The sequence below is a fragment of the Serinibacter salmoneus genome, from assembly GCF_002563925.1.
Classification (GTDB): domain Bacteria; phylum Actinomycetota; class Actinomycetes; order Actinomycetales; family Beutenbergiaceae; genus Serinibacter; species Serinibacter salmoneus.
The window spans coordinates 1-19,431 of the sequence record NZ_PDJD01000001.1; the positions used below are offsets into that span (position 1 = coordinate 1).

Below are 19,431 nucleotides of genomic sequence, written 5' to 3' on the forward strand. Positions count from 1 at the left end.
CATCGCCGCGGGTGCGTCCGCATCCCCCGCGAGCGAACCGAGGTAGCCGAGCACGGCCCGACCGTAGGCGACGATGAGATCGGCGCCGAAACGCCGCACCTCCTCGGTCGCCTTCCGGGCCAGGTCGTCTGCGCGGCTCACCTCGCCCGCCTCCGCGAGACCAGCGCGCAGTTGAGCTGGGCCGCACTCCAGCGCCAGATCCCGATCGGGGTCGCCGTCCGGGCTCCGAGCGCGCGCTCGGCGAGGTCCACCGCCCGGGCGTGATCCCCGGCCATACGTGCCGCGGTCGCACGCGTGACGACACCGAGGACCGATCGCGCATCACCACGATCGGCCTGCACGAGGGTGGCGACCAGGTCGCTGCCGTCCAGGCCTTGGATCGCGCGCAGGCGGTGCCGGTTCTGCGTGATCGCGTCCGAGGTCTCATACCCCGCGTCGCCGAGGGTGGCGGCGGAGTCGAGGGTGGCGTTCGTGAGGTCCGCGTCGGCCAGTTCGAGGTGGATCTCCGCGAGTCGGGTCCTGGCGATCACGGTCATCCTGCGATCGCAGGGGTCCTCGGAGACGGGAATCCTCTGATGGGCCTGGAGTGCTTCGGGTAGACGACCGGTCACGAGCAGCGCCCGCATCACGGAGATGGTGAGGCTCTGGTACTCGGTACGACTGGCGTCGCCGTGGTCGGGGCCGAGCGACTCGATGGCCCGGATGGCCGCGCGCGTGAGGTCGAGTCCCTCGCTCATGTCCCGTTCCCACAGGTGTGTGACGGCGAGATTGGTCTGCGCCTCGATCCGTTCCCGCGGTCCGCCCCGAGCCGCCACCTCGGCGTAGAGCTCCTCGGCCTGCACCGATCGGTCGGTCGCCTCGAGCAGTTGCGCCGTCTGCATCGCGAAGTATCCCCACAGCTCACGGCGGCCGTGGGTCATCGCCGTGGAACACGCGAGGTAGGCATCCAGCCGCCGGGAACTCCATCGCAGGTAGTGCAGCATCGACAGCGCCAGCCGAGAGACCGCATCCGGGGCGTTCACGTCGGCCGCGGCCTGCAGCGTCGTGATGGCCACGGGGACCTGGGCATCGAGCCAGTCCTGGCTCGCCCGCCGCCCGCGTGGGACCGCGTCCTCGGCCGGGTCGGGTGCGGGGACCCAGGAATCGATGGTGGGGTTCACGGTGACCCGGACGCGGGCGCGTTCGGTGGCGGTGGCGAACCGCTGGGTGAGGACGGTCGCCAGGGTCTCGATCTCACGTCGGCGTCGGGAGGAGGGAATGTCGTCGGCGGCTCGGTCGGCGACGGTGGCGCGCACGATGTCATGGAGTTCGAGGACGTCGTCGGGACGCGGGGTGAGGAGGTTCTCACGCACCAGGACGGCCACCGACCGGTCGACCTCCAGCGCTCCGATCGTGTCGGTCAGGGCGATGTGCAGTTCCGCGGGGGTGAGCGGACCGGGATGGAGCGCGAGGAAGCTGAGGACGCTGCGCGCTGGAGGTCCCAAGGCGTCGTAGACGTCCTCGAGGGCAGGGACGAGCCCGGCCTCGGTGGCCTCGAGGCGGCGCAGGTGGTCGCTGAGGTACCAGGTGGGGCGTGCCGCGATCTGACCGGCGAGCACCGTGATCGCGAGCGGGAGGCGACCGCAGGCCTCGGCCAGCAGGGCCAGGTCCGCGCGGGCACGGGCGGGGTCGGTGGGGGCGTAGTTCCCGTCCGTGAGCGTGGCGAGCATGTCGCAGGCATCCTGGAGGATCATCGGGCCGAGCTCCAGCAGAGCGAATCCGTGAGGTGGCTCGATCCGCCGGCGGGAGGTCGTGATCACTGTGGCGCCCGGGGGGAGCCCGGAGACGAATGCGGTGATGTTCTCGGGGCTGGTCACATCCTCCACGATCAGGACGAGGTCGGTGGCCTCGGCGCGCAGCCCGGGGCCCGGGCGCGTGGCGATCACGCGCGTGAGCTCGGTGAGCACCGCACTCGGGGAGGCCGCGGTGATGCAGGCATCACCGGAGGCCGTGCGCAGCCCGATCGAGAGGACCCGCGCGCGGGGGCGGGCCAGCGCCGCGTCGGCTGCGACCGCGCGGGCCAGGGCCGACTTGCCGACCCCGGGCATCCCGGTGATGAGGAGATGCCGCGGCCCACCTTCCTCGGGCATCAACAGGTCGCGCGCGCTGTCACGCTCCCGGCGGCGTCCGATGACCGTGAGGGACTCGGGGTTCAGCGCCGTGAACTCCGGCCGCGCCGTGGCGGTGGCCAGGCCGCCGAGCACCGCACGGTGCAACTCCCGCAGGTCTCGCTCACGCTCCGGGAATCCCAGCACGATGGCGATGTCGGCGACGAGGTCGGGGTCGATCCGTCGTCTGCCGTCGCGGAAGGCGTCGTAGACGGTCACCTTGCCCGGTCGGCGGATGAAGCGCGCACCGGGACGCGCCGAGCGCAGCCGCGCGATGCGCGCGGCGATCTCCCCGAACGACGGGTCCCCCGCCTCAGCGCGCATGGTGCGCAGCGCGAGGGCGATGTCGTCCAGGCTCTGCGGCGGCGTCGCCATGACCATGGTGCCAGCGTAGGCCGCGCGCGCCGCGCGGGAACGTGACCCGCTCGCGGGTCAGCCCGTCACGGCACGACGAGGGCCCTCATCACCGCGGGCGGGGAGGTGGGATCGAGGTGATGAGCGACCCATCCGCGCAGCAGGGGGCTCGCGGCGTCCTCGTCCAGCACGGCGCGCAGCAACTCGTGTGCGCAAGGATCGCCCTCGAGTGCCGCGCACAGGCCGAGCACGGCGTCGCCGTAGGCGGCCACGAGGTGCACACCGTGCTCACGGGCGTCCCTGGTGGCCTGCTGCGCCACCGCGCGGGCGCCGGCCGGGTCGCCGCCCTCGGCGAGCACCAGGGCGAACGCCAGCGCGTTGGCACTCACCCGGAACGGGTTCATGTTCTCGGGTGGATCCGCGGCCAACGCCCGGCGGGCGAGGTCCACCGCCGCGCCGGAGCGTGCCGCGATCCGATCGGTGGTCGCCTGCGCGACCTGCGCCATCACCCCGAGTGACTCGTTCGCCGCGCCCTGCCCGAATGCCTCCAGCTCACGCGAGCTGTCCTGACCCTGCAACGCACGCAGGCGGTGCCGCAGCGTCGCGGCGCTCTCGGCCGGGAAGGCCCCGCCGTCCCCCATGGCCTGTGCGGCGTCGAGCGCAGCCAGAGCGAGCTCGGTCTCGGCCAACTCGACGTGCGCCTCGGCGAGCGCGATGGTGGACACCACCCCGTGGTAGCCGCCGGGCGCGTCGATGGACCCGAACACCTCCTCGTGCACCGCGAGCGCCGCACGTGGATCCCCCGACAGCACCAGGGCGCGCATGAGGTGGCTGGCGATCGACTGCCTGATCACCGTCAGGCCCGCCGTCTGCGCCTCGGCCAGTGCGGTCCGCGCGAACTCGATGCCGGTGGGCAGGTGGCGCTTCCACATCTCGTTGAGGGCGCGCTGGGCCGTGGCCTCGATCCGCATCGCGAGGTCACCCTCCGCGGCCACGGTGGCCAGCATCGCGTCCGCCTCGTCCAGCAGGTTCAGGGCTGCGGCGATCCCGCTGGTCTCGAGGGTGAAGTACATCCGCGACTGCGGCGCGCCATGGTGCATGGCGGTGCGCGCGATGCGGTAGGCGTCCACGGGTTCACGCCGCCACAGCAGGTACCGCATCCCGCTCGCCGCCAGCGCCGTGACCTCCTGTTCCAGGCCCTCGTCGGCGGCGACCTGTGCGGTGGTGACCGCCAGGGCGATGTGCTCCGCCAGCCAGGTGCGGCACCCCTGAGGGTCGGGGGGTACGGCCTGCGCCTCCCAGGAGCCCTCCGGCGCCGTGGGCGGGAACAGCGCCTCCAGGACCGGATCCGGCGGGCTGGTCAACTCCGCCCGCCCGATGGCTGTGATCAGGCGCTGCGCGAGGCTGCTGGCGAGGGCCTGGGCCTCCCGGGTGCGCTGGGAGGCGGGGAAGCGATCAACCGCACGGTCGGCGGCCACGGCGCGCACGACGTCGTGCAGCACCAGCGTGCCGGAGTCCTCCTGGTGCACGAGGTTCTCCAGGCGCAGGACGCCGAGCGCGGCATCGACCTGCTCCGGCGTGAGGTCTCGGCGCAGCGAGACCGCCACCTCCCCGGCTGTCAGCGGTCCCGGGTGGATCGCGAGCAGGCTCAGGACGTGCTCGGGGGCATGCTCGAGTGAGTCGAGGACCTCCTCCAGGGCGGGTGCCAGGCCCCCGTCGATCGCCTCCAGCCGCCGCAGGTGATCCGACAGGAGCCACCCGGGCCGCGCGGCGATCTGCCCGGCCACCACAGCCACAGCCAGCGGGAGCCCTCCGCAGTGCGCCGCGATCGCCTCCACGATCCCCGGGTCGCGCTGCACGGGGGAGCCGGCGGCGTCGATCTGTCGTGCCAGGAGCTCGCACGCGGCCTGCGTGGTCAGCGGTGGGAGGTCCATCGTGGTCATCGCATCGGCCAGACGGCGCCGGGAAGTGGCGATGAGGGTGGTGGTCGGCTTCAGGCCCATCGCGAATCGGGCGAGTCCCGCGCGGTCGGTCGCGTCGTCCAGCACCACCACCAGGCCACGGTCACGTGGCATGTCCGCCACGTGGTCGCGCAGTTGGCGCAGCAGGACAGCGGGATCGGTCGCCTCCGTGCCCTCGTCTCCGGAGGCGGTGCGCAGCGACACCCGGACCACCTGGGCGCCTGCCTCGCGCGCCGTCTCCTCGGCGAGGCGGAGCGCGAAGGCCGACTTGCCCACGCCGGGCATCCCGGTGATCAGGAGTCGGCGCGGCCCTGCCGTGCGGGTGAGCAGGTCGCGGGCGTGGTCGAGGTCGGCGGCGCGTCCGATCAGCGGTTCGGGGACCTCGGCAGGCTCCAGGAGGGTGATGTCGGGCCGAGCGGTGCTGCGTGCACGCCCGCCCGCTGCCGCCACACACATCGACCGCAGGTCCTGCTCGCGCTCGGGAAACCCCAGCGCGAGCGTGATGTCGGCCACCAGTTCGGGGTCCACGCGCCGCCTGCCGTCGCGGAAGGCGTCGTACACCGTGACACGGCCGGGCCGGGCACCCCAGGCCGAGGAGCCGCGCTCGCCCCGCAGCCGAGCGATGCGCGCCGTGATCTCTCCGAACGAGGGGTCCCCGGCCGCAAGTCGCATCCCGCGCAGTTCGGCCGCGATCGCGTCGAACGGTGCGGACCGGCTCGGTTCTCCCACGCTGGCCACGATACGGCCACCATCCGATCCTCGCGTCTCGGGGGGCGTGCTCAGGTGCAGGCTCGTGCGGCAGCGACTGCCTGGTCCCCGTACCAACCGCCGAAGAGCTCAGCGTGCACGAGCAGGGGATGCAGTTGATGCAGGTGCACCCGGTCCTGCCACCCCGGGGCCAGGGGGGAGACCTCCTGGTACCCGGCGAGCACGTCCTGCAGGTAGGGCAGGCCGAACAGTGCGAGCATCGCCAGGTCCGTCTCGGCGTGGCCACCGTGCGCGGCCGGGTCGATGAGCACGCACCCGGTCTCGGTCCACATCACGTTCCCCGACCACAGGTCGCCGTGCACTCGTGCCGGGGTGTCGGGCTCGAGGAGTTGTGGCTGCGGATGGTTCATCGCCCCGTCCACGAGCAGGGCGCAGACTTCCTCCACCGCTCGCGCCCCCTGCGGGCTGACGCTGTCGCGGCCGACGGCGTTGCGCAGATGCGGCAGCAGACGGTAGGTGGCGTAGAACTCGCCCCAGTGTCGGGGCGCGTCAGGCGCCTCCGGATGGGTCGGCGTGGCCAGGCGCGCGGCACCGATCACGCCGTCCCCACGGGTGCCCGGGGGTGCCATCCCCCAGGTGAGGGCACCCGCCGCATGGGTGCGGGCCAGAGCGCGTCCGAACTCGCGGGCATGAAGGGGCTGCGGGTGGGCGCGGGTGAGGCGCTCGAGCACCAGACGCGGACCCTCCAGCGCAACCACGGTGACCACCGCGGCTCCGCCGCTGCCCTGGGCGGCGGCCAGCCAGCGCAGCCCGGCGGCCTCCCGCTCGGCGGCCTCCGGCGGGAGGACCTTGCTCCAGGTGCGTCGCGGCATGGTCGTCCTTGCTGGTCTCGACGGGCCTGCGCAGGGGCGCCGGCCCGGGTGGGCATGAGTAGGTCTCTCACCAGGTTAGGGATCTGTGGTCTGTTCCGCCTCGCGAACGGCGAGCGCCGCACCGCCGAGGGGCGGGGTGTGCGTGGTGTGGCACGATTCACCCGCATCCGAGCGAACTGATTTTGCCGCGCCCTTTGACGGGCTGTGAAGCGTTGGTTCACGCTTCATCGGCCGGGCACGCGGTCCGGCTCCGTATCGAGCGAGTGGGGGCTCATCATGAGCAACGTCCAGGGTTCAAGCACGCCCGCCAACAAGTCGAACAGCAGTGCGATAGTGCGCCGTGGCCTGCTTCGAGGTGCGGTATGGTCGGTGCCTGTGGTCGCCGTCACGAGCGCGGTGGCACCCGCGGCCATGGCTTCCACCGCGCCGACCCTCTCGGGGAGCTGTGCGACCCCCGGGGCCCAGCAGGGCGACCAGAAGCAGTACCTCGGATGGATCGCGGACGGGTTCCGCGTCACGGTTGCTGATCCCTCGGGCGTGCCGCAGGCGGGCGTCGCCGTGACGTTCTCGATCACCGGGAGCGACCGTGGCAAGAAGAACATGAGCTTCGTGCGTAACCCCTGCCTCTCGGCCGCGGCGGCGTGGTCGGCGATGCAAGGCTCCGGGAGCGACTACTCGATCACTCTGGTGACGGACGTCAACGGGACGATCGCCCTGGACGGGGGCGCGAACGGCGCGAACACCACGTGTGGTGGGCAGCTCATGGGCTACCACGGCACCTGGGGCTACCTGCGCATCGGGGACGAGGTGAAGCCGGAGTGGCTGACGCTCATGGCCACCGCGTCGGGCTACGGTACGCAGTCCCTGGCCACCCGGCTCGTCACCCCGACCAGTGGCGGATTCGAGCGGTACTACTGGCCGGGACTGCTACCGACCACCACCAGCGGCGTCTGCCCGGCCCCGACCGCGGTCTGAACGGCGCCACGCCGGCAACGCCCACGCCGGCAACGCCCACGCACACCCTGCGCACGCGAGCCCGCCACCTCTCGATTCCACCGAGTGGCGGGCCCGCGCTGTGACAGACTCGTGGCATGAGGAACACCTCCGGCGTCGAGGGAGCCACCGGATACCCGCCGCAGGCCGTGCGCGAGGTCGGTGACGCGATCGCGCAGGCCGTGGGCACGGTGTTGGTGGGCAAGGACGAGGTGATCGACCTCGCGCTGGTCTGCCTGCTCAGCGAGGGGCACCTGCTCATCGAGGACCTCCCCGGCACCGGGAAGACCAGCCTCGCGAAGGCCCTTGCGCGTGCGCTCGGGGTGGCGACCTCCCGGATCCAGTTCACCCCGGACCTCATGCCGAGCGATGTGACCGGGGTGAGCATCTACAACCGCGCCACCGGCGCGTTCGAGTTCCGCCCCGGGCCCGTGTTCGCCTCCATCGTGGTGGCGGACGAGATCAACCGGGCCTCACCGAAGACCCAGTCGGCTCTCCTGGAGGCGATGGAGGAGCAGCAGGTCTCCGTGGACGGTGCCACCCACCCGCTGGCCGAGCCCTTCCTGGTGCTGGCGACCCAGAACCCGGTCGAGATGGAGGGCACCTACCCGCTTCCGGAGGCGCAGCGTGACCGTTTCCTCGCGCGCACCGCCATCGGCTACCCCGATGCGGCCGCCGAGTCGGCGATGCTGCTGGACCGCGAGGCCAGCGACCCGCTGCGCGACCTGCGCCCCGTGACCGATGCCGCCACGGTGCGCGAGGTCATCGCCGCCGTCCGCCGCGTCCACCTCGCCCCCCTGGTGCGCGACTACCTGGTCGCGGTGGTGCGCTCCACCCGGACCGCCCCCGGTGTGCGGCTCGGGGCCTCACCGCGCGCCGCCCTGCACCTCTCCCGCGCCGCGCGTGCCCGCGCGGCGCTGCACGGCCGCGATCACGTCACCCCGAGCGACGTGGTCGCCCTGGCGGCTCCCGTGCTGGCCCACCGACTGGTGCTGACCCCCGCCGGTCACACCGGGTCGCTCGGTGCCGGCGCCACCAGCCAGGACGTGATCTCGGAGATCCTCGCGCACGTTGCCATCCCGCGGGGTGCGCCGCGGTGACCACGGCGCCGGCCCCGGTGCGCGACCCGGTGCGCGCAGCCGCCACCGCGCCCTCGAGTCAGGCGGCCCGGCGACGGGTGCGGCGCACGTTCACGGCGCGTGGCTGGGTGATGCTCGCCGTCGGGTGCGGCCTGGCGGCCCTCGGCCTCCTCTTCGACGAACGTGACCTGCTGCTGCCCGCGGTGGTCGCCCTGCTGCTGCCACCGCTGGCGTGGCTCGCCACCTTCACCTCCCGCCCCTCCTTCGCCGCCGCCTACCGCCTCGAACCCGAGGTGCTCCAGGCGGGGGAGCGTGGGCTGCTGCACCTCGACCTGCGCAACACGGCCCGACGGCGCAGCGGCACCCTGGACGTGGTGCTGCCCGCGGTTCCCGGGATCACGCGGGCGAGCCGCCACGCGCGCGGATCCCTGGTCCCCGGGCGTGCCGAGGTGATCACCATCCCCCTTCAGGGCGTGCGGCGCGGACGGTATCCGATCGCCTCACCGCGGCTTCGGGTGCTGGACCCGCTCGGGCTGTGCCAGGCGAACGCGGCCCTCGGCGTCACCGCCACCCTCGCCGTCGCGCCCCGACCCGTGGCCCTCACCGGCCTGCCCCGCAGCCTGTCCGGTTCCGCGGAGGCCCGCGGTGCGCAGCCGGGTGGCGCCAGCGGCGCGCCGCAGGCCACCCTGCGGCCCTACGTCAGCGGCGACGACCCCCGGCTGATCAACTGGCGTGCCTCCGCCCGGCAGGAGGAGGGGCTGTTGGTGCGCACACCGGAGGCGGTGCAGGCGGACTCCGCCGCGGTGATCCTGGACTGCCGCAGCGGTGGCGAGGGTGAGAGGGCGGCCCGCAGCGGCGTGGCCGAGGAGGGCCTGGAGCGGTGCGTCACCATGGCCGCCTCGGTGCTCGTCCAACTCCTGGATCGCGGAGTGCTCACCGCGCTGGTGGACCAGGCCGGCACCGTGCTGGCCACCCCCGAGACCCCCGCCGAGGCCCTGGCAGCGCTGGTGGACCTCACCGGTTCAGCCGCCGCGCCCCTCTCGCCCGAGGTGCCGGGACGGCCGGACCTGATCATCGCCGTGGCCGCCGTCCACACGGACGCCGACGCCATGGGACTGGCGAACGCCCGCCGGCAGGGCGCCACCTGCCTCGCCTTCCTGGGCGCGGAGGCGGCCGCCGCCGCGAGTGCTGAGCGCGCACGCGCCGTGCTCGCCTCCCACGGCTGGCACGTGACCGACCTCGGCGCCGACCCCGCCCTCGATTGGAACGCGGCGCGCCGCCGCGTGCCGGCCCTGTAGGCAGTCGGCATGTCCCGGACCGAGATGAGCGAGGCCACGGACTCGGCGCTGAGCGCCGCGGCCCGCGAGGCCATGCGCGGCGGTGCGCCCGGGGGACCCCGGAGCGCTGATCGGGGGCCGCGCGGCAGCGCCGGCGGCCCCGGCGGCTGGGGGGAGCGGCGCGGCGCCCGTCTCGCGATCGCCGTGGCGATCCACCTGCTCGCCGCCCTCGCGTTGCTCGCCGCCGCGACCCTCCTGGAACCGGGCCTGGCGAACACCTCCTGGCTGCCGCCCCTGGTCACCGCCGTCGCGATCATCCTCACCCTGGGGCTGACGGGCGTGATCGCCGCGTCGCTGCGCGGCGGGTCACGACCCTCGGGCGGTCGATCACTGGTCTCCCCGGGCGCGTGGCTGGGTCTCGGCCTGGTGCAGGTGGCAGCGCTCCTCGTCGTCGCCGGCCTCACCTCGGGTATCTGGGACCTGGCCGGGGCGCGCGAGGCGTTCGTGGTGGCGTGGAACCAGATCGTCACCGGCCGTATCCCCGTGGAGCCCTCCCGCGAGCTGACCTGGCTGCTCGTGCTCGCGATCGGGAGCCTCGCCGTGCTCGCGGACCGGCTCGCCGACCGGGCGCCCGCCCTGATCGCACTGCCGCTGCTGGTCCTGTTCATCGTGGCCGCCGTGCTCCTGGTCGAGCCGGTGGTGCTCAGCCGGTTCGCGGTGGCTGCCGCCGCGTACATCGCACTGCTCGGGCTCAGCGCCTCGCGGAACGGCTCCGCCAGACGCGGGGCGGTGGCCGCCGTGGCGGGGGTGGGGGCGCTGGCCATCGGCGCGGCGGTGCTCACGGTCCCGCTCACCCCCGTCGGCACGCAGGGCCGCTACGACGCCTTCGGCGCCGACACCATCGGCGTCTCACCCTTCACGCAACTCGCGGGCAACCTGCGCAGCGGCGACTCCCAGTTGCTCCTGCAGATCGAGGGGCAGGAGACCCCCGACTACGTGCGGGTGGCCGTGCTGGAGGAGTGGGTGGACGATGTCGGCTGGCGCCTGGGCGACCTGGCCGAGGATCCGGCCCCGGTCATGGACGTGCCCCGTACCGTCACGCCCGGCGACTCCAACGGAGAGGTGACCCTGCTGCGGTTGACCGCGACCGACCACCTCACCCCGCACCTGCCGGTCCCGGACAGCACGCAGGCCCTGGCGACCGAGGTCGAGGGCTGGGCCCACGACGAGAGCCTGCGGATGTGGCACGCGAGCGACCCCCTCGATCCCGGGGCCTACCGGCTGGTGGTCACCGGCGAGCGCCCCTCGGCCGCGGCGCTCGCCGCGGACACCACGAGCCCCGACGAGGAGAACACCCGCCTGGATGCGGTGCACCCGCAGGTGGTGGCGCTCGCCGAACAGGTCACCGCGGGCGCGGAGACCGACTTCGCTCGCGCCCTGGCCCTGCAGCAGTGGTTCACCGATACCGGCGGATTCACCTACAGCCTGTCCGTGGCCGATGGCTCCACCGGCAACCGCCTGTTGGACTTCCTGGAGCGCAAGGTGGGGTACTGCGAGCAGTACGCCAGCGCGATGGCGGTGATGCTCCGCAGCCTCGGGATCCCCGCCCGCGTGGTGGTGGGCTACTCCGCCGGGACCACGAACGCCGACGGCGTCACCGAGATCTACTCCACGAACGCGCACGCGTGGGTCGAGGTCGAGTTCGATGACGCGGGGTGGGTCCGCTTCGACCCGACGCCCGCTGACGGCTCGAACCTGCGGCAACAGGGCTTCGGGCCCCGGGAGACCGTGCTGGGCCAGGGGCCGGACCTCGGCCCCGGGAGCAACCCGGGGGAAGAGGGCCAGGAGGTACCCGACGTCGAGACCTCGGCGCCGGAGACCGGCGCACCGGAACCGACCACGGATGCGAGTTCTGCGGCGCCGGACGAGCAGGCGGGGTCCGCAGCGCAGGATGAGCAGCAGGGTCGGGCGAGCCTGCTGCCGTTGGTCGCCGCCATGCTGGGCGCGGCAATCCTGGCGCTCGCGCCCAATGCCGCGCGCGAGATGGTGCGTCGCCGCCGGCTGGTGCGCATGCGGGAGGCTGGGCCGGCCGCCGCCGATGCGCAGGCGTGGGCGGAGATCGAGGCGCTCGCCCTGGACCACGGGCTCGACCTGCCGGTGAACGGTTCCGTGCCGCAGATCGCCCACGAGGTCGCGACGGCGGCCCTGGCGGACCGGTGGACCCGGGCGAGCCTGGACGCCCTCGTGGAGAGGCTGGAACGCGCCTGGTACGCCCCGGCCCCCGCCGGTGGGGCGCACGGGCAGGACGTGCGAGCGGCGGGCCCGGGAGCAGCCCGGGAGCGGGAGGGAGGCGCTCCGGCGGCACCCGAGCGGTTCGCCGTCCTGCACCAGCACGCCCATGACGGCCCCGCAGGCAGCGAGAACGCCGAGCTCGTGGAGCGGCTGCGGGAGGGCCTGGTCGTGCACGCCCCGATCCGGCCCGCCGACCGGTGGTTCCCGCGCTCGATCCGGCCGCTCGCCTGGCGGTGAGCGGCCGGATGCTCAGCTCTGCTGCGTCACGGTGTAGGTGACGCTGGTTCCCTCGGAATCGGGCGCGTCGGCCGTCATGAGCGACACGGTGTAGCCGTTGCCCTCCATGACGGTCGCGGAGGCGTCCTCGGCCTGCCAACTGGAGATCTCCTCGAACCCGGCGGAGTCCATCTCGCCGCGCAGCGCCTCGGTGACCGTGACCGGGTCACCCGGCACCAGGTAGGTCAGCGACCAGTTGTCGCCACTGTCCACGGTGACGCTCGAGGAGAACTGCAACTCGCCGTCGGGCAGCGGGATGTCGCTGGGGAAGTCCTCGGGCACCTCGGTGCCACCACCCCCGGACATGATGTTGTTGCCGTCCCCATCGGTGATGGCGAAGGAGTCGTCGTCGGTCTCGATATCGATGTTCTGCTCGTTGCCGTCCTCGTCGGTGACGGTGAGTGAACCGCCGTCACCGTCGAGGTCGAGGTTGACCTGGCCGCCGTCACCGGTGGGCAGGGAGATGCCGCTGCACGCGCTGAGCGTGAGGGCTGCGGCGAGGCCCGCGCCGGCGAGGCCGAGGCGGGCGCGCGAGGCGCGATGCGGGTGGGCGATGGAACTACGCCCGGTGGGGTCGTCGGTGTCCATGGCCAACAGGGTGGGGGATGGTGGCCGAGGCCGCACCTGGAGGGGTGGCAAAGCGGCGTCACGGGCGCGAGACGGCGCGAAACCGCCGGGAGGCCCCGGCCGTCACGGCCATGCGCGATCACGATTCGGGCTCAGGTCTTGACACACCGCTCTGGACTGCGCGAACATCAGGTCAATCGATTGACCCGGCGGACTTGACCGCCTCGGACCATCACGACGAAGTGAGGTGGGAGTGGACATGCGCGCCAAGTTGTCTGACGTCGCCGCGGCGGCGGGGGTCTCCACCTCGACCGTCTCCCTTGTCCTGAACGACCGCGCTCGCCGAATTCCCGCGGCCACCCGGGAGAAGGTGCGCCGGGCCGCGGCCGAGGTCGGATACTCCCCGAACGCCCTGGCCCGCAGCCTGCGCACGCGGCGCACCCGGACCGTCGGCCTCCTCTCCGACCGGATCGCTACCACGCCGTACGCAGGTCGGCTGCTCTCTGGCGCCCAGGATGTCGCGCTGAGCAACGACCACCTGGTGGTCCTGGTCAACACGGACGGCGATCGGGAGATCGAGGTCGACGCCGTCGCCACCCTGGCCAGCCACCAGGTCGACGCCATGATCTATGCCGCGATGTGGCACCGGCTCGTCCCTGTTCCCGAAGGCTTGCCGCCGGGCACGGTGTTCCTCGACTGCCGACCCGAGGGCGGTGGCTTTCCCGCCGTGGTCCCGGACGATGAGCGCGGGGGTCGCGCCGCCACCGAGGTGCTGCTCGCCTCCGGTCACCGACGCATCGCCTATATCGACGCCGACGAGGAGGACCTTCCGATCGCGTCGGGGCTGCGGTTGGCGGGCTACCGCGCGGCGCTGCTGGAGGCCGGCATCACCCCCGACCCGGCGCTGCACGTGCGGGCGGAGGTGAACGCGGCCGGTGGCCGATCCGCTCTGGGACGTCTGATAGCGCTCCCGCCGCGGCAGCGCCCCACCGGCATCTTCTGCTTCAACGACCGCATCGCGAGCGGTGTCTACTCCGCGGCGCACCGTGCGGGACTGGAGATTCCGCGAGACCTGTCCGTCGTCGGATACGACGACCAACAGCTCATCGCGGCCGAACTCGATCCACCCCTGACCACCGTTGCCCTGCCTCACGAGGCGATGGGGCGATGGGCCACCGAGGTGGCGCTGGGGATCAGGGAGATCGAGAAGGACGGCGAGATCCACCGGATGGAGTGTCCGGTGGTGCTTCGCTCATCTGTGGGTCCACCGCTGACCTCCATCACGCCAGCCAGCGATGGACCCACCGCCACACCCAGCGGTCGCACAGGAGCGACCACCGAGGCAGTTCCCGGGTGGCAGCCCGGGAGCGAGGAAGGAACACCATGAGGAGAAACTCCCTCACCCTGATCGTATCCGGCGCACTCGCCACGACCCTGGGCCTGACCGCATGCGGTCAAGCCGGTCAAGGCGGATCCGAGGGCGACGAGGCGGCCGGAGGTGACGGTGGAGCCACCACGGTCACCATGTGGACCCACTCGGCGGGCAACCCGGCCGAACTCGAGGTCTACGAGCGCATCATCTCTGAGTTCAACGCCTCGCAGGACCAGTACGAGGTGGTGCAGGAGGCGTTCCCGCAGGGCGCCTACAACGACGCGGTGGTGGCCGCTGCCGCAGCCGGGGACCTGCCGTGCCTCATCGACATGGACGGCCCGATCGTCCCGAACTGGGCGTGGGCGGGCTACCTCCAGCCCCTGGACCTGCCGACGGAGATCACCGACGCCCTGCTGCCCTCCGCGGTCGGGGAGTACCAGGGCGAGATCTACAGCGCCGGGTACTGGGACGCCGCACTGTCCGTCTTTGCCCGCCAGTCCGTGCTGGAGGCCAACGACATCCGGATCCCCACCGTGCAGGATCCTTGGACGATCGAGGAGTTCACCTCGGCGCTGGAGACGCTGAAGGCCGCTGGCTATGAGACCCCGCTGGACATCGGGGCCGAGGACACGGGCGAGTGGTGGCCCTACGCCTACTCACCCTTCCTGCAGAGCGCCGGGGGCGACCTCATCGACCGGGACTCCATGCTCACGGCGGACGGAGCACTGAACTCCGAGGGCTCGGTAGCCGCCATGACCTGGTTCCAGGAGGCGTTCGAGAACGGACTCACCTCGGCCAACGGCACGATCGGAAACCAGGAATTCAACGACGACGCCGTCGCGCTGAGCTACACCGGCGTATGGAACGCCATGGACTCCCTCGAGGCCGTGGGTGAGGATCTGCTGATCCTTCCCCCGCCCGACTTCGGGAACGGGCCGGCGATCGGTGGCGGCTCCTGGCAGTGGGGTATCAGCGCCGACTGCCCCGCTGCAGACGGCGCGCGGGCCTACCTGGAGTTCTCCTTCGCCGACGAGTACATCACCGAGTTCGCCGACAACCAGGTGGTCATCCCCGCAACGGCCACGGCGGCCGAGGCCTCGCAGCTGTTCGGCCCCGACGGTGACCTGCGGCCGTTCGTGGAACTGTCCGAGAACTTCGCGATCGTTCGTCCGGAGACACCGGCCTATCCCGTGATCTCCTCCTCCTTCGAGAAGGCCGCGAAGGACATCATGAACGGTGCCGACGTCAACGACGCGCTCGACGGCGCCGTCACGGAGATTGACGCCAACATCTCCTCCAACGACGGGTACGGCTTCTAGAAGACCTTGCGCAGGTGGGCGGGCCGATCGGCCCGCCCACCTCGTGAGGCATGCCCGGGAGGTATGTATGACAACTCAGAAGACACCGGTGGTCGATGGCCGGGCCAGGGGTAGACGAATCAAGGGTCGGGCCAGCGGGCGCAGGTACGAAGCGCGATGGGGCGCGGGGATGGCCACCCCGGCGGTGGTGCTCCTGGTGCTGTTCCTGATCGTTCCGGTGGTGTTGGCGTTCGTGCTCTCGTTCACGAACGCGCGGCTGGTCTCCCCGAACCCGCCGCGGTTCGTGGGACTGGACAACTTCATCCGAGCCTTCACCCAGGACCCGGTGTTCACCCGATCTGCACTCAACACCGCGATCTTCGCGGCCGTGGTCGTGCCCGTGCAGGCAGGGTTCGCGCTGTTCCTGGCGATCCTGGTCAACCAGAAGATCCGTGGAGTCGTGGCCTTCCGCGTGATCTTCTTCATCCCGGTCGTGACCTCCATCGTGGTGGTCTCGATCCTGTGGAAGTTCATGTACCAGGACGACGGCCTCATCAACAACGCGATCGACACCCTGACGTTCGGCGCGTGGAGCGGGACGGCGTGGTTGCAGAATCCGTCCACCGCGCTCGGCGCGATCATCGTGCTGTCGATCTGGCAGGCCGTCGGCTTCCACATGCTGATCTGGCTCTCGGGGTTGCAGACCATCCCCGAGGAGCTCTACGAGGCCGCCCGGATGGACGGTGCGGGCACCTGGCAACAGTTCGTCAACGTCACCTGGCCGGGCCTGCGTTCCACCATGGTGTTCATCCTCGTGACGATCACGATCGCAGCCCTCGGCCTCTTCGTGCAGATCGACGTGATGACACAGGGCGGTCCGGTCAACTCCACCACCTCACTCGTGTACCACGCGGTACGCAAGGGCTATCGCGAGCAGGAGACCGGCTACGGCGCCGCCCTCTCCCTCATCTTCTTCGTCGCTGTGCTGCTGATCGCGCTCCTGCAGCGGTACCTGACCCGAGACAAGGACTAGTCATGACCAGCGCATCCACCCCCGCCACGCGGGCACCCGCAGGCCCCACCAGGAGTGAACGGGCCGTGCGGCGGCGGCGTGCCGTGTTCCTCTACGTCGCGCTCGGCGGCATCGCGATCTTCTTCCTCTTCCCGCTGGTCTTCATGTTCGTCTCCAGCTTCAAGCCCGACTCCCAGATCCTCAGGGACGTCTCCTCCGTCGCAGCGTTCCTGCCGGTGGGCGACATCAGCCTCGAGAACTACTCGGGGGTCTTCGAGCGGGTACCGGTGGTGAGGTTCCTGCTGAACTCGGTGTTCGTGACGGTAGCCATCGTCGGGCTGGGACTCATCGTGAACTCCATGGCAGGCTTCGCGCTCTCCCGGATGCGCTGGCGCGGACGGAACCTCGTCTTCAGTGTTGTCATCGCGACCCTGATCGTGCCCTTCGAGACCATCGCCGTGCCGATGGTGTTCTGGGTCTCGAAGTTGCCCACCTTGGTCATGGAGGGCGGGGTCTTGAAGTACGACTTCGGCTGGCTGAACTCCTACCACGTGCAGATCATCCCCTTCATCGCCAACGCGTTCTCGATCTTCTTGTTCGCCCAGTACTTCTCCACCATTCCCAAGTCGCTGGACGAGGCGGCGCGGATCGACGGCGCCGGCTGGTTCACGATCTACCGACGGATCGTGGCGCCCCTCGCGGGTCCCGCCTTCGCCACGGTCGCGATCCTCACCTTCCTACCGGCATGGAACCAGTACCTGTGGCCGCTGATGGTGGTCCAGCAGGAGGAACTGCGCCCCGTGATGGTCGGGATGCAGTACTTCTTCCAACTCAACACTGCCTGGGGAGAGGTCATGGCCTACACCTCACTGATCACGCTGCCGGTGCTCATCGTCTTCCTGTCCTTCCAACGGGCCTTCGTCTCGAGCGTGGCGGCGAGCGGGGTGAAGGGATGAGCTTCGACCTCGCCGACTCCTGGGTGTGGGACTTCTGGTTCGCCGATGACGGCGAGCAGCACCACATGTTCTTCCTCTACGCATCTCGCGCGTTGCACGATCCCGACGCACGCCATCACCGCGCCTCGATCGGGCACGCCGTCTCCGACGACTTGCGGTCCTGGCAGCGCGTGCAGGACGCGCTCGTGCGATCGGACGCGCCGGCTGTGGACGAACTCGCGACCTGGACGGGATCGGTGGTGCGGGCCGATGACGGCGGGTGGCACCTGTTCTACACCGGGGCGCGACTCGAGCCGGATCCCGCGGGCAGGCTGCGCAACGTGCAACGTGTGGCTCGGGCGCGCTCGCGGGACCTGGTCATCTGGCACAAGGACGACGGCGCACTGCTGGATGCCCACAGCCCCGTGGCGCAGAAGGGTGGCCTACGGTACGAGACACTCACGGACGCTGCGTGGCACGACGAGGCCTTCCGTGACCCGTGGGTGATGCGCGATCCGGGCGGCGACGGCTGGCACATGCTCATCACGGCGCGTGGGGTGCCCGCGGGCTCGGCATCGACAGGAGCGGCAGTTGATGCGCGCGACCGGGGAGTCGTGGGTCACGCCACCTCGCCGGACCTGAGCTCGTGGACGCTGCGCTCGCCACTGACCTCGATCGGCTCCGGATTCGGGCAACTCGAGGTCACCCAGGTCGAGGAGATCGAGGGCCGCCCGGTGCTGATCTTCTCCTGTGCCTCACCCGAACTCGCCGGCGCGCGCGAGGGCGAGGAAGGGGGCGTGTGGGCGGCGCCCGCGGAGTCGGCCCTCGGCCCCTTCCGCGTCGCCGAGGCCTATCGCCTGACGGGGATGGAGTTCTACAGCGGCAAGCTCGTGCAGCAACGGGACGGGCAATGGTGTCTGCTGGCGTTCCGCCACGACGGGTCCGACGGCACGTTCGTCGGTGGCGTCAGCGACCCGATGCCGGTCGCCTGGCGCGACGGGAGGCTTGTGCTCACCTGAGCAGCGCTGCCGCGAGGATCCCGCCGCTCGCACGGCCACGTGACACCGCCGGGAGGCCCCGACTGGGGAGCCTCCCGGCGGGTGCGGTGCCGATGGGGGTCGCGGGCGGTCAGTGCCCGAACGGGGCGGGCGCGGCCAGCCCCGCCTCGGCACGCACGCGGGTGGCCAGGGGCTCGATGGAACGCAGCGCGTCCACCAGGTCCGGCACCCGCACCTCGAAGGGCATCGCGTGGATGGTCTCGCCCTCCGCGGTGGCGAGCTCGGCCACCTGACGCAGGCCCGCGACGTCGTCGCCGGCGATCCCGATCTCGGTCAGCGTGTTCGGCAGGCCCACCTTGGTGGTGAACACGATGAAGTCCTCGATCTCGCTGCTCGGGGCGCCCTCGAGCACGAACTGGGTCAGCGTGCCGATGTTGACCTTCTCCCCGTGGGTCAGGCCGTGGGTGGAGGGTGCGGCGGTGAGCCCGTTGTGGATGGCATGCGCCGCCGCGAGACCGCCGGACTCGAAACCGACGCCCGAGAGCAGCGTGTTCGCCTCGATCACCCGCTCCAGGGCGGGGGTGACGATGTTGTGTCGCACGGCGTCGATCGCCGCGAGCGCGTTCTCGTGCAGCATGTCCCAGGAGAGCTTCGCCAGCGCCGTGCCCGAGGTCGTCGGCAGCGCGCCGGCCATCGTGGCCGCCCGCGCCTCGGCCACCAGGCGGGCCTCCTGCCAGGTCGCGAGCGCGTCACCGAGGCCACCCACGAGCATCCGCACCGGGGCGTTGGCCACGATCTGGGAGTCCACCAGCACGAGGTCGGGGTTGTGGGGGAAGAAGCGGTACTCCTCGAAGGCGCCCTCGGCCGTGTAGACCACGGACAGCGCGGAGCACGGGGCATCGGTGGAGGCGACCGTGGGCACCGAGGCCCAGCGGATCCCAGCGATGTGCCCGGCGGCCTTCGCGGCGTCGATCGCCGAGCCGCCGCCGACTCCCACGAGCACGTCGCTCCCGGTGGCGCGGACCCGCTCGGCGATCCGGTCGATCTGCTCGGCGGTGCAGTAGCCCGCGAACGTCATCCTCTCGGTGGGCAGCCCCGCGGCCTGGAAGGAGGAGGTCAGTGCGTCACCGACGAAACCCCACACCACGTCGTCGACCAGCACGAGCGGGCGCTCGCCGATCTGCTTCACGTAGTCGCCGAGGCTGGCGATCGCATCGCGCCCCTGCACGTAGCGGGCCGGAGCGATCAGGGACATCAGGTGGGAGGACATCGTGACTCCTTCGTCGGGGG

14 protein-coding genes are annotated in these 19,431 nt (G+C 71.6%); 9 read left to right on the forward strand and 5 right to left on the reverse strand.

From position 1 onward, the window contains the following. Positions 1-137 precede the first annotated feature (137 nt). The 3 genes from ATL40_RS00005 to ATL40_RS00015 are packed head-to-tail and all read right to left on the reverse strand — an operon-like array spanning position 138 to position 6,042. Entirely contained in the window at positions 138-2,528 is a 2,391-nt protein-coding gene (locus ATL40_RS00005) for an AAA family ATPase (RefSeq protein WP_098467728.1), read from the reverse strand. Between the two features lie 59 nt (positions 2,529-2,587). Next, complete coding sequence (locus ATL40_RS00010; protein WP_143556806.1) at positions 2,588-5,191, reverse strand: hypothetical protein; 2,604 nt, start codon at positions 5,189-5,191, stop codon at positions 2,588-2,590. A 50-nt stretch (positions 5,192-5,241) separates the two neighbouring features. Next, entirely contained in the window at positions 5,242-6,042 is an 801-nt protein-coding gene (locus ATL40_RS00015) for a fructosamine kinase family protein (protein WP_098467730.1), read from the reverse strand. A 375-nt stretch (positions 6,043-6,417) separates the two neighbouring features. Between ATL40_RS00015 and ATL40_RS00020 the strand changes: the two genes are divergently transcribed. From ATL40_RS00020 to ATL40_RS00035, 4 genes are all read left to right on the forward strand, one after another. Then, positions 6,418-7,017: a hypothetical protein gene (locus tag ATL40_RS00020; protein WP_098467731.1), complete on the forward strand. Its 600-nt coding sequence runs from the start codon at positions 6,418-6,420 to the stop codon at positions 7,015-7,017. Positions 7,018-7,133: 116 nt separating this feature from the next. After that, positions 7,134-8,135 (forward strand): AAA family ATPase, encoded by a 1,002-nt coding sequence (locus tag ATL40_RS00025; RefSeq protein WP_098467732.1) that lies wholly within the window; start codon positions 7,134-7,136, stop codon positions 8,133-8,135. After that, the gene (locus ATL40_RS00030; protein ID WP_098467733.1) at positions 8,132-9,412 is read left to right on the forward strand and encodes a DUF58 domain-containing protein; all 1,281 of its coding nucleotides are present in this window, start codon (positions 8,132-8,134) and stop codon (positions 9,410-9,412) included. Before ATL40_RS00025 ends, ATL40_RS00030 begins: the two co-directional genes overlap by 4 nt. Before the next feature lie 9 nt (positions 9,413-9,421). After that, positions 9,422-11,920: a transglutaminase TgpA family protein gene (locus tag ATL40_RS00035; protein ID WP_098467734.1), complete on the forward strand. Its 2,499-nt coding sequence runs from the start codon at positions 9,422-9,424 to the stop codon at positions 11,918-11,920. Positions 11,921-11,932: 12 nt separating this feature from the next. On the opposite strand, the gene ATL40_RS00040 is transcribed toward ATL40_RS00035, so the two are convergent. Continuing rightward, positions 11,933-12,547, reverse strand: coding sequence for a hypothetical protein (locus ATL40_RS00040; RefSeq protein ID WP_098467735.1), 615 nt, complete (start codon positions 12,545-12,547; stop codon positions 11,933-11,935). A 238-nt stretch (positions 12,548-12,785) separates the two neighbouring features. On the opposite strand from ATL40_RS00040, the gene ATL40_RS00045 reads away from it, so the two are divergent. From ATL40_RS00045 to ATL40_RS00065, 5 genes are all read left to right on the forward strand, one after another. Beyond that, positions 12,786-13,913 (forward strand): LacI family DNA-binding transcriptional regulator, encoded by a 1,128-nt coding sequence (locus ATL40_RS00045; RefSeq protein ID WP_098470176.1) that lies wholly within the window; start codon positions 12,786-12,788, stop codon positions 13,911-13,913. Beyond that, positions 13,910-15,217, forward strand: coding sequence for a sugar ABC transporter substrate-binding protein (locus tag ATL40_RS00050; protein WP_098467736.1), 1,308 nt, complete (start codon positions 13,910-13,912; stop codon positions 15,215-15,217). The genes ATL40_RS00045 and ATL40_RS00050 overlap by 4 nt, the downstream gene beginning before the upstream one ends. Before the next feature lie 169 nt (positions 15,218-15,386). Further along, positions 15,387-16,229 (forward strand): carbohydrate ABC transporter permease, encoded by an 843-nt coding sequence (locus ATL40_RS00055; protein ID WP_211283035.1) that lies wholly within the window; start codon positions 15,387-15,389, stop codon positions 16,227-16,229. A gap of 2 nt (positions 16,230-16,231) precedes the next feature. After that, on the forward strand, positions 16,232-17,164 hold the full coding sequence (locus tag ATL40_RS00060) for a carbohydrate ABC transporter permease (RefSeq protein ID WP_098467738.1): 933 nt from the start codon (positions 16,232-16,234) through the stop codon (positions 17,162-17,164). Next, positions 17,161-18,162: a glycoside hydrolase family 68 protein gene (locus tag ATL40_RS00065; protein ID WP_098467739.1), complete on the forward strand. Its 1,002-nt coding sequence runs from the start codon at positions 17,161-17,163 to the stop codon at positions 18,160-18,162. Before ATL40_RS00060 ends, ATL40_RS00065 begins: the two co-directional genes overlap by 4 nt. Before the next feature lie 109 nt (positions 18,163-18,271). Here the strand turns inward: ATL40_RS00065 and ATL40_RS00070 are convergent, their stop codons facing one another. Continuing rightward, positions 18,272-19,411, reverse strand: a complete 1,140-nt coding sequence (locus ATL40_RS00070; RefSeq protein ID WP_098467740.1) for a glycerol dehydrogenase — start codon at positions 19,409-19,411, stop codon at positions 18,272-18,274. Positions 19,412-19,431 lie beyond the last annotated feature (20 nt).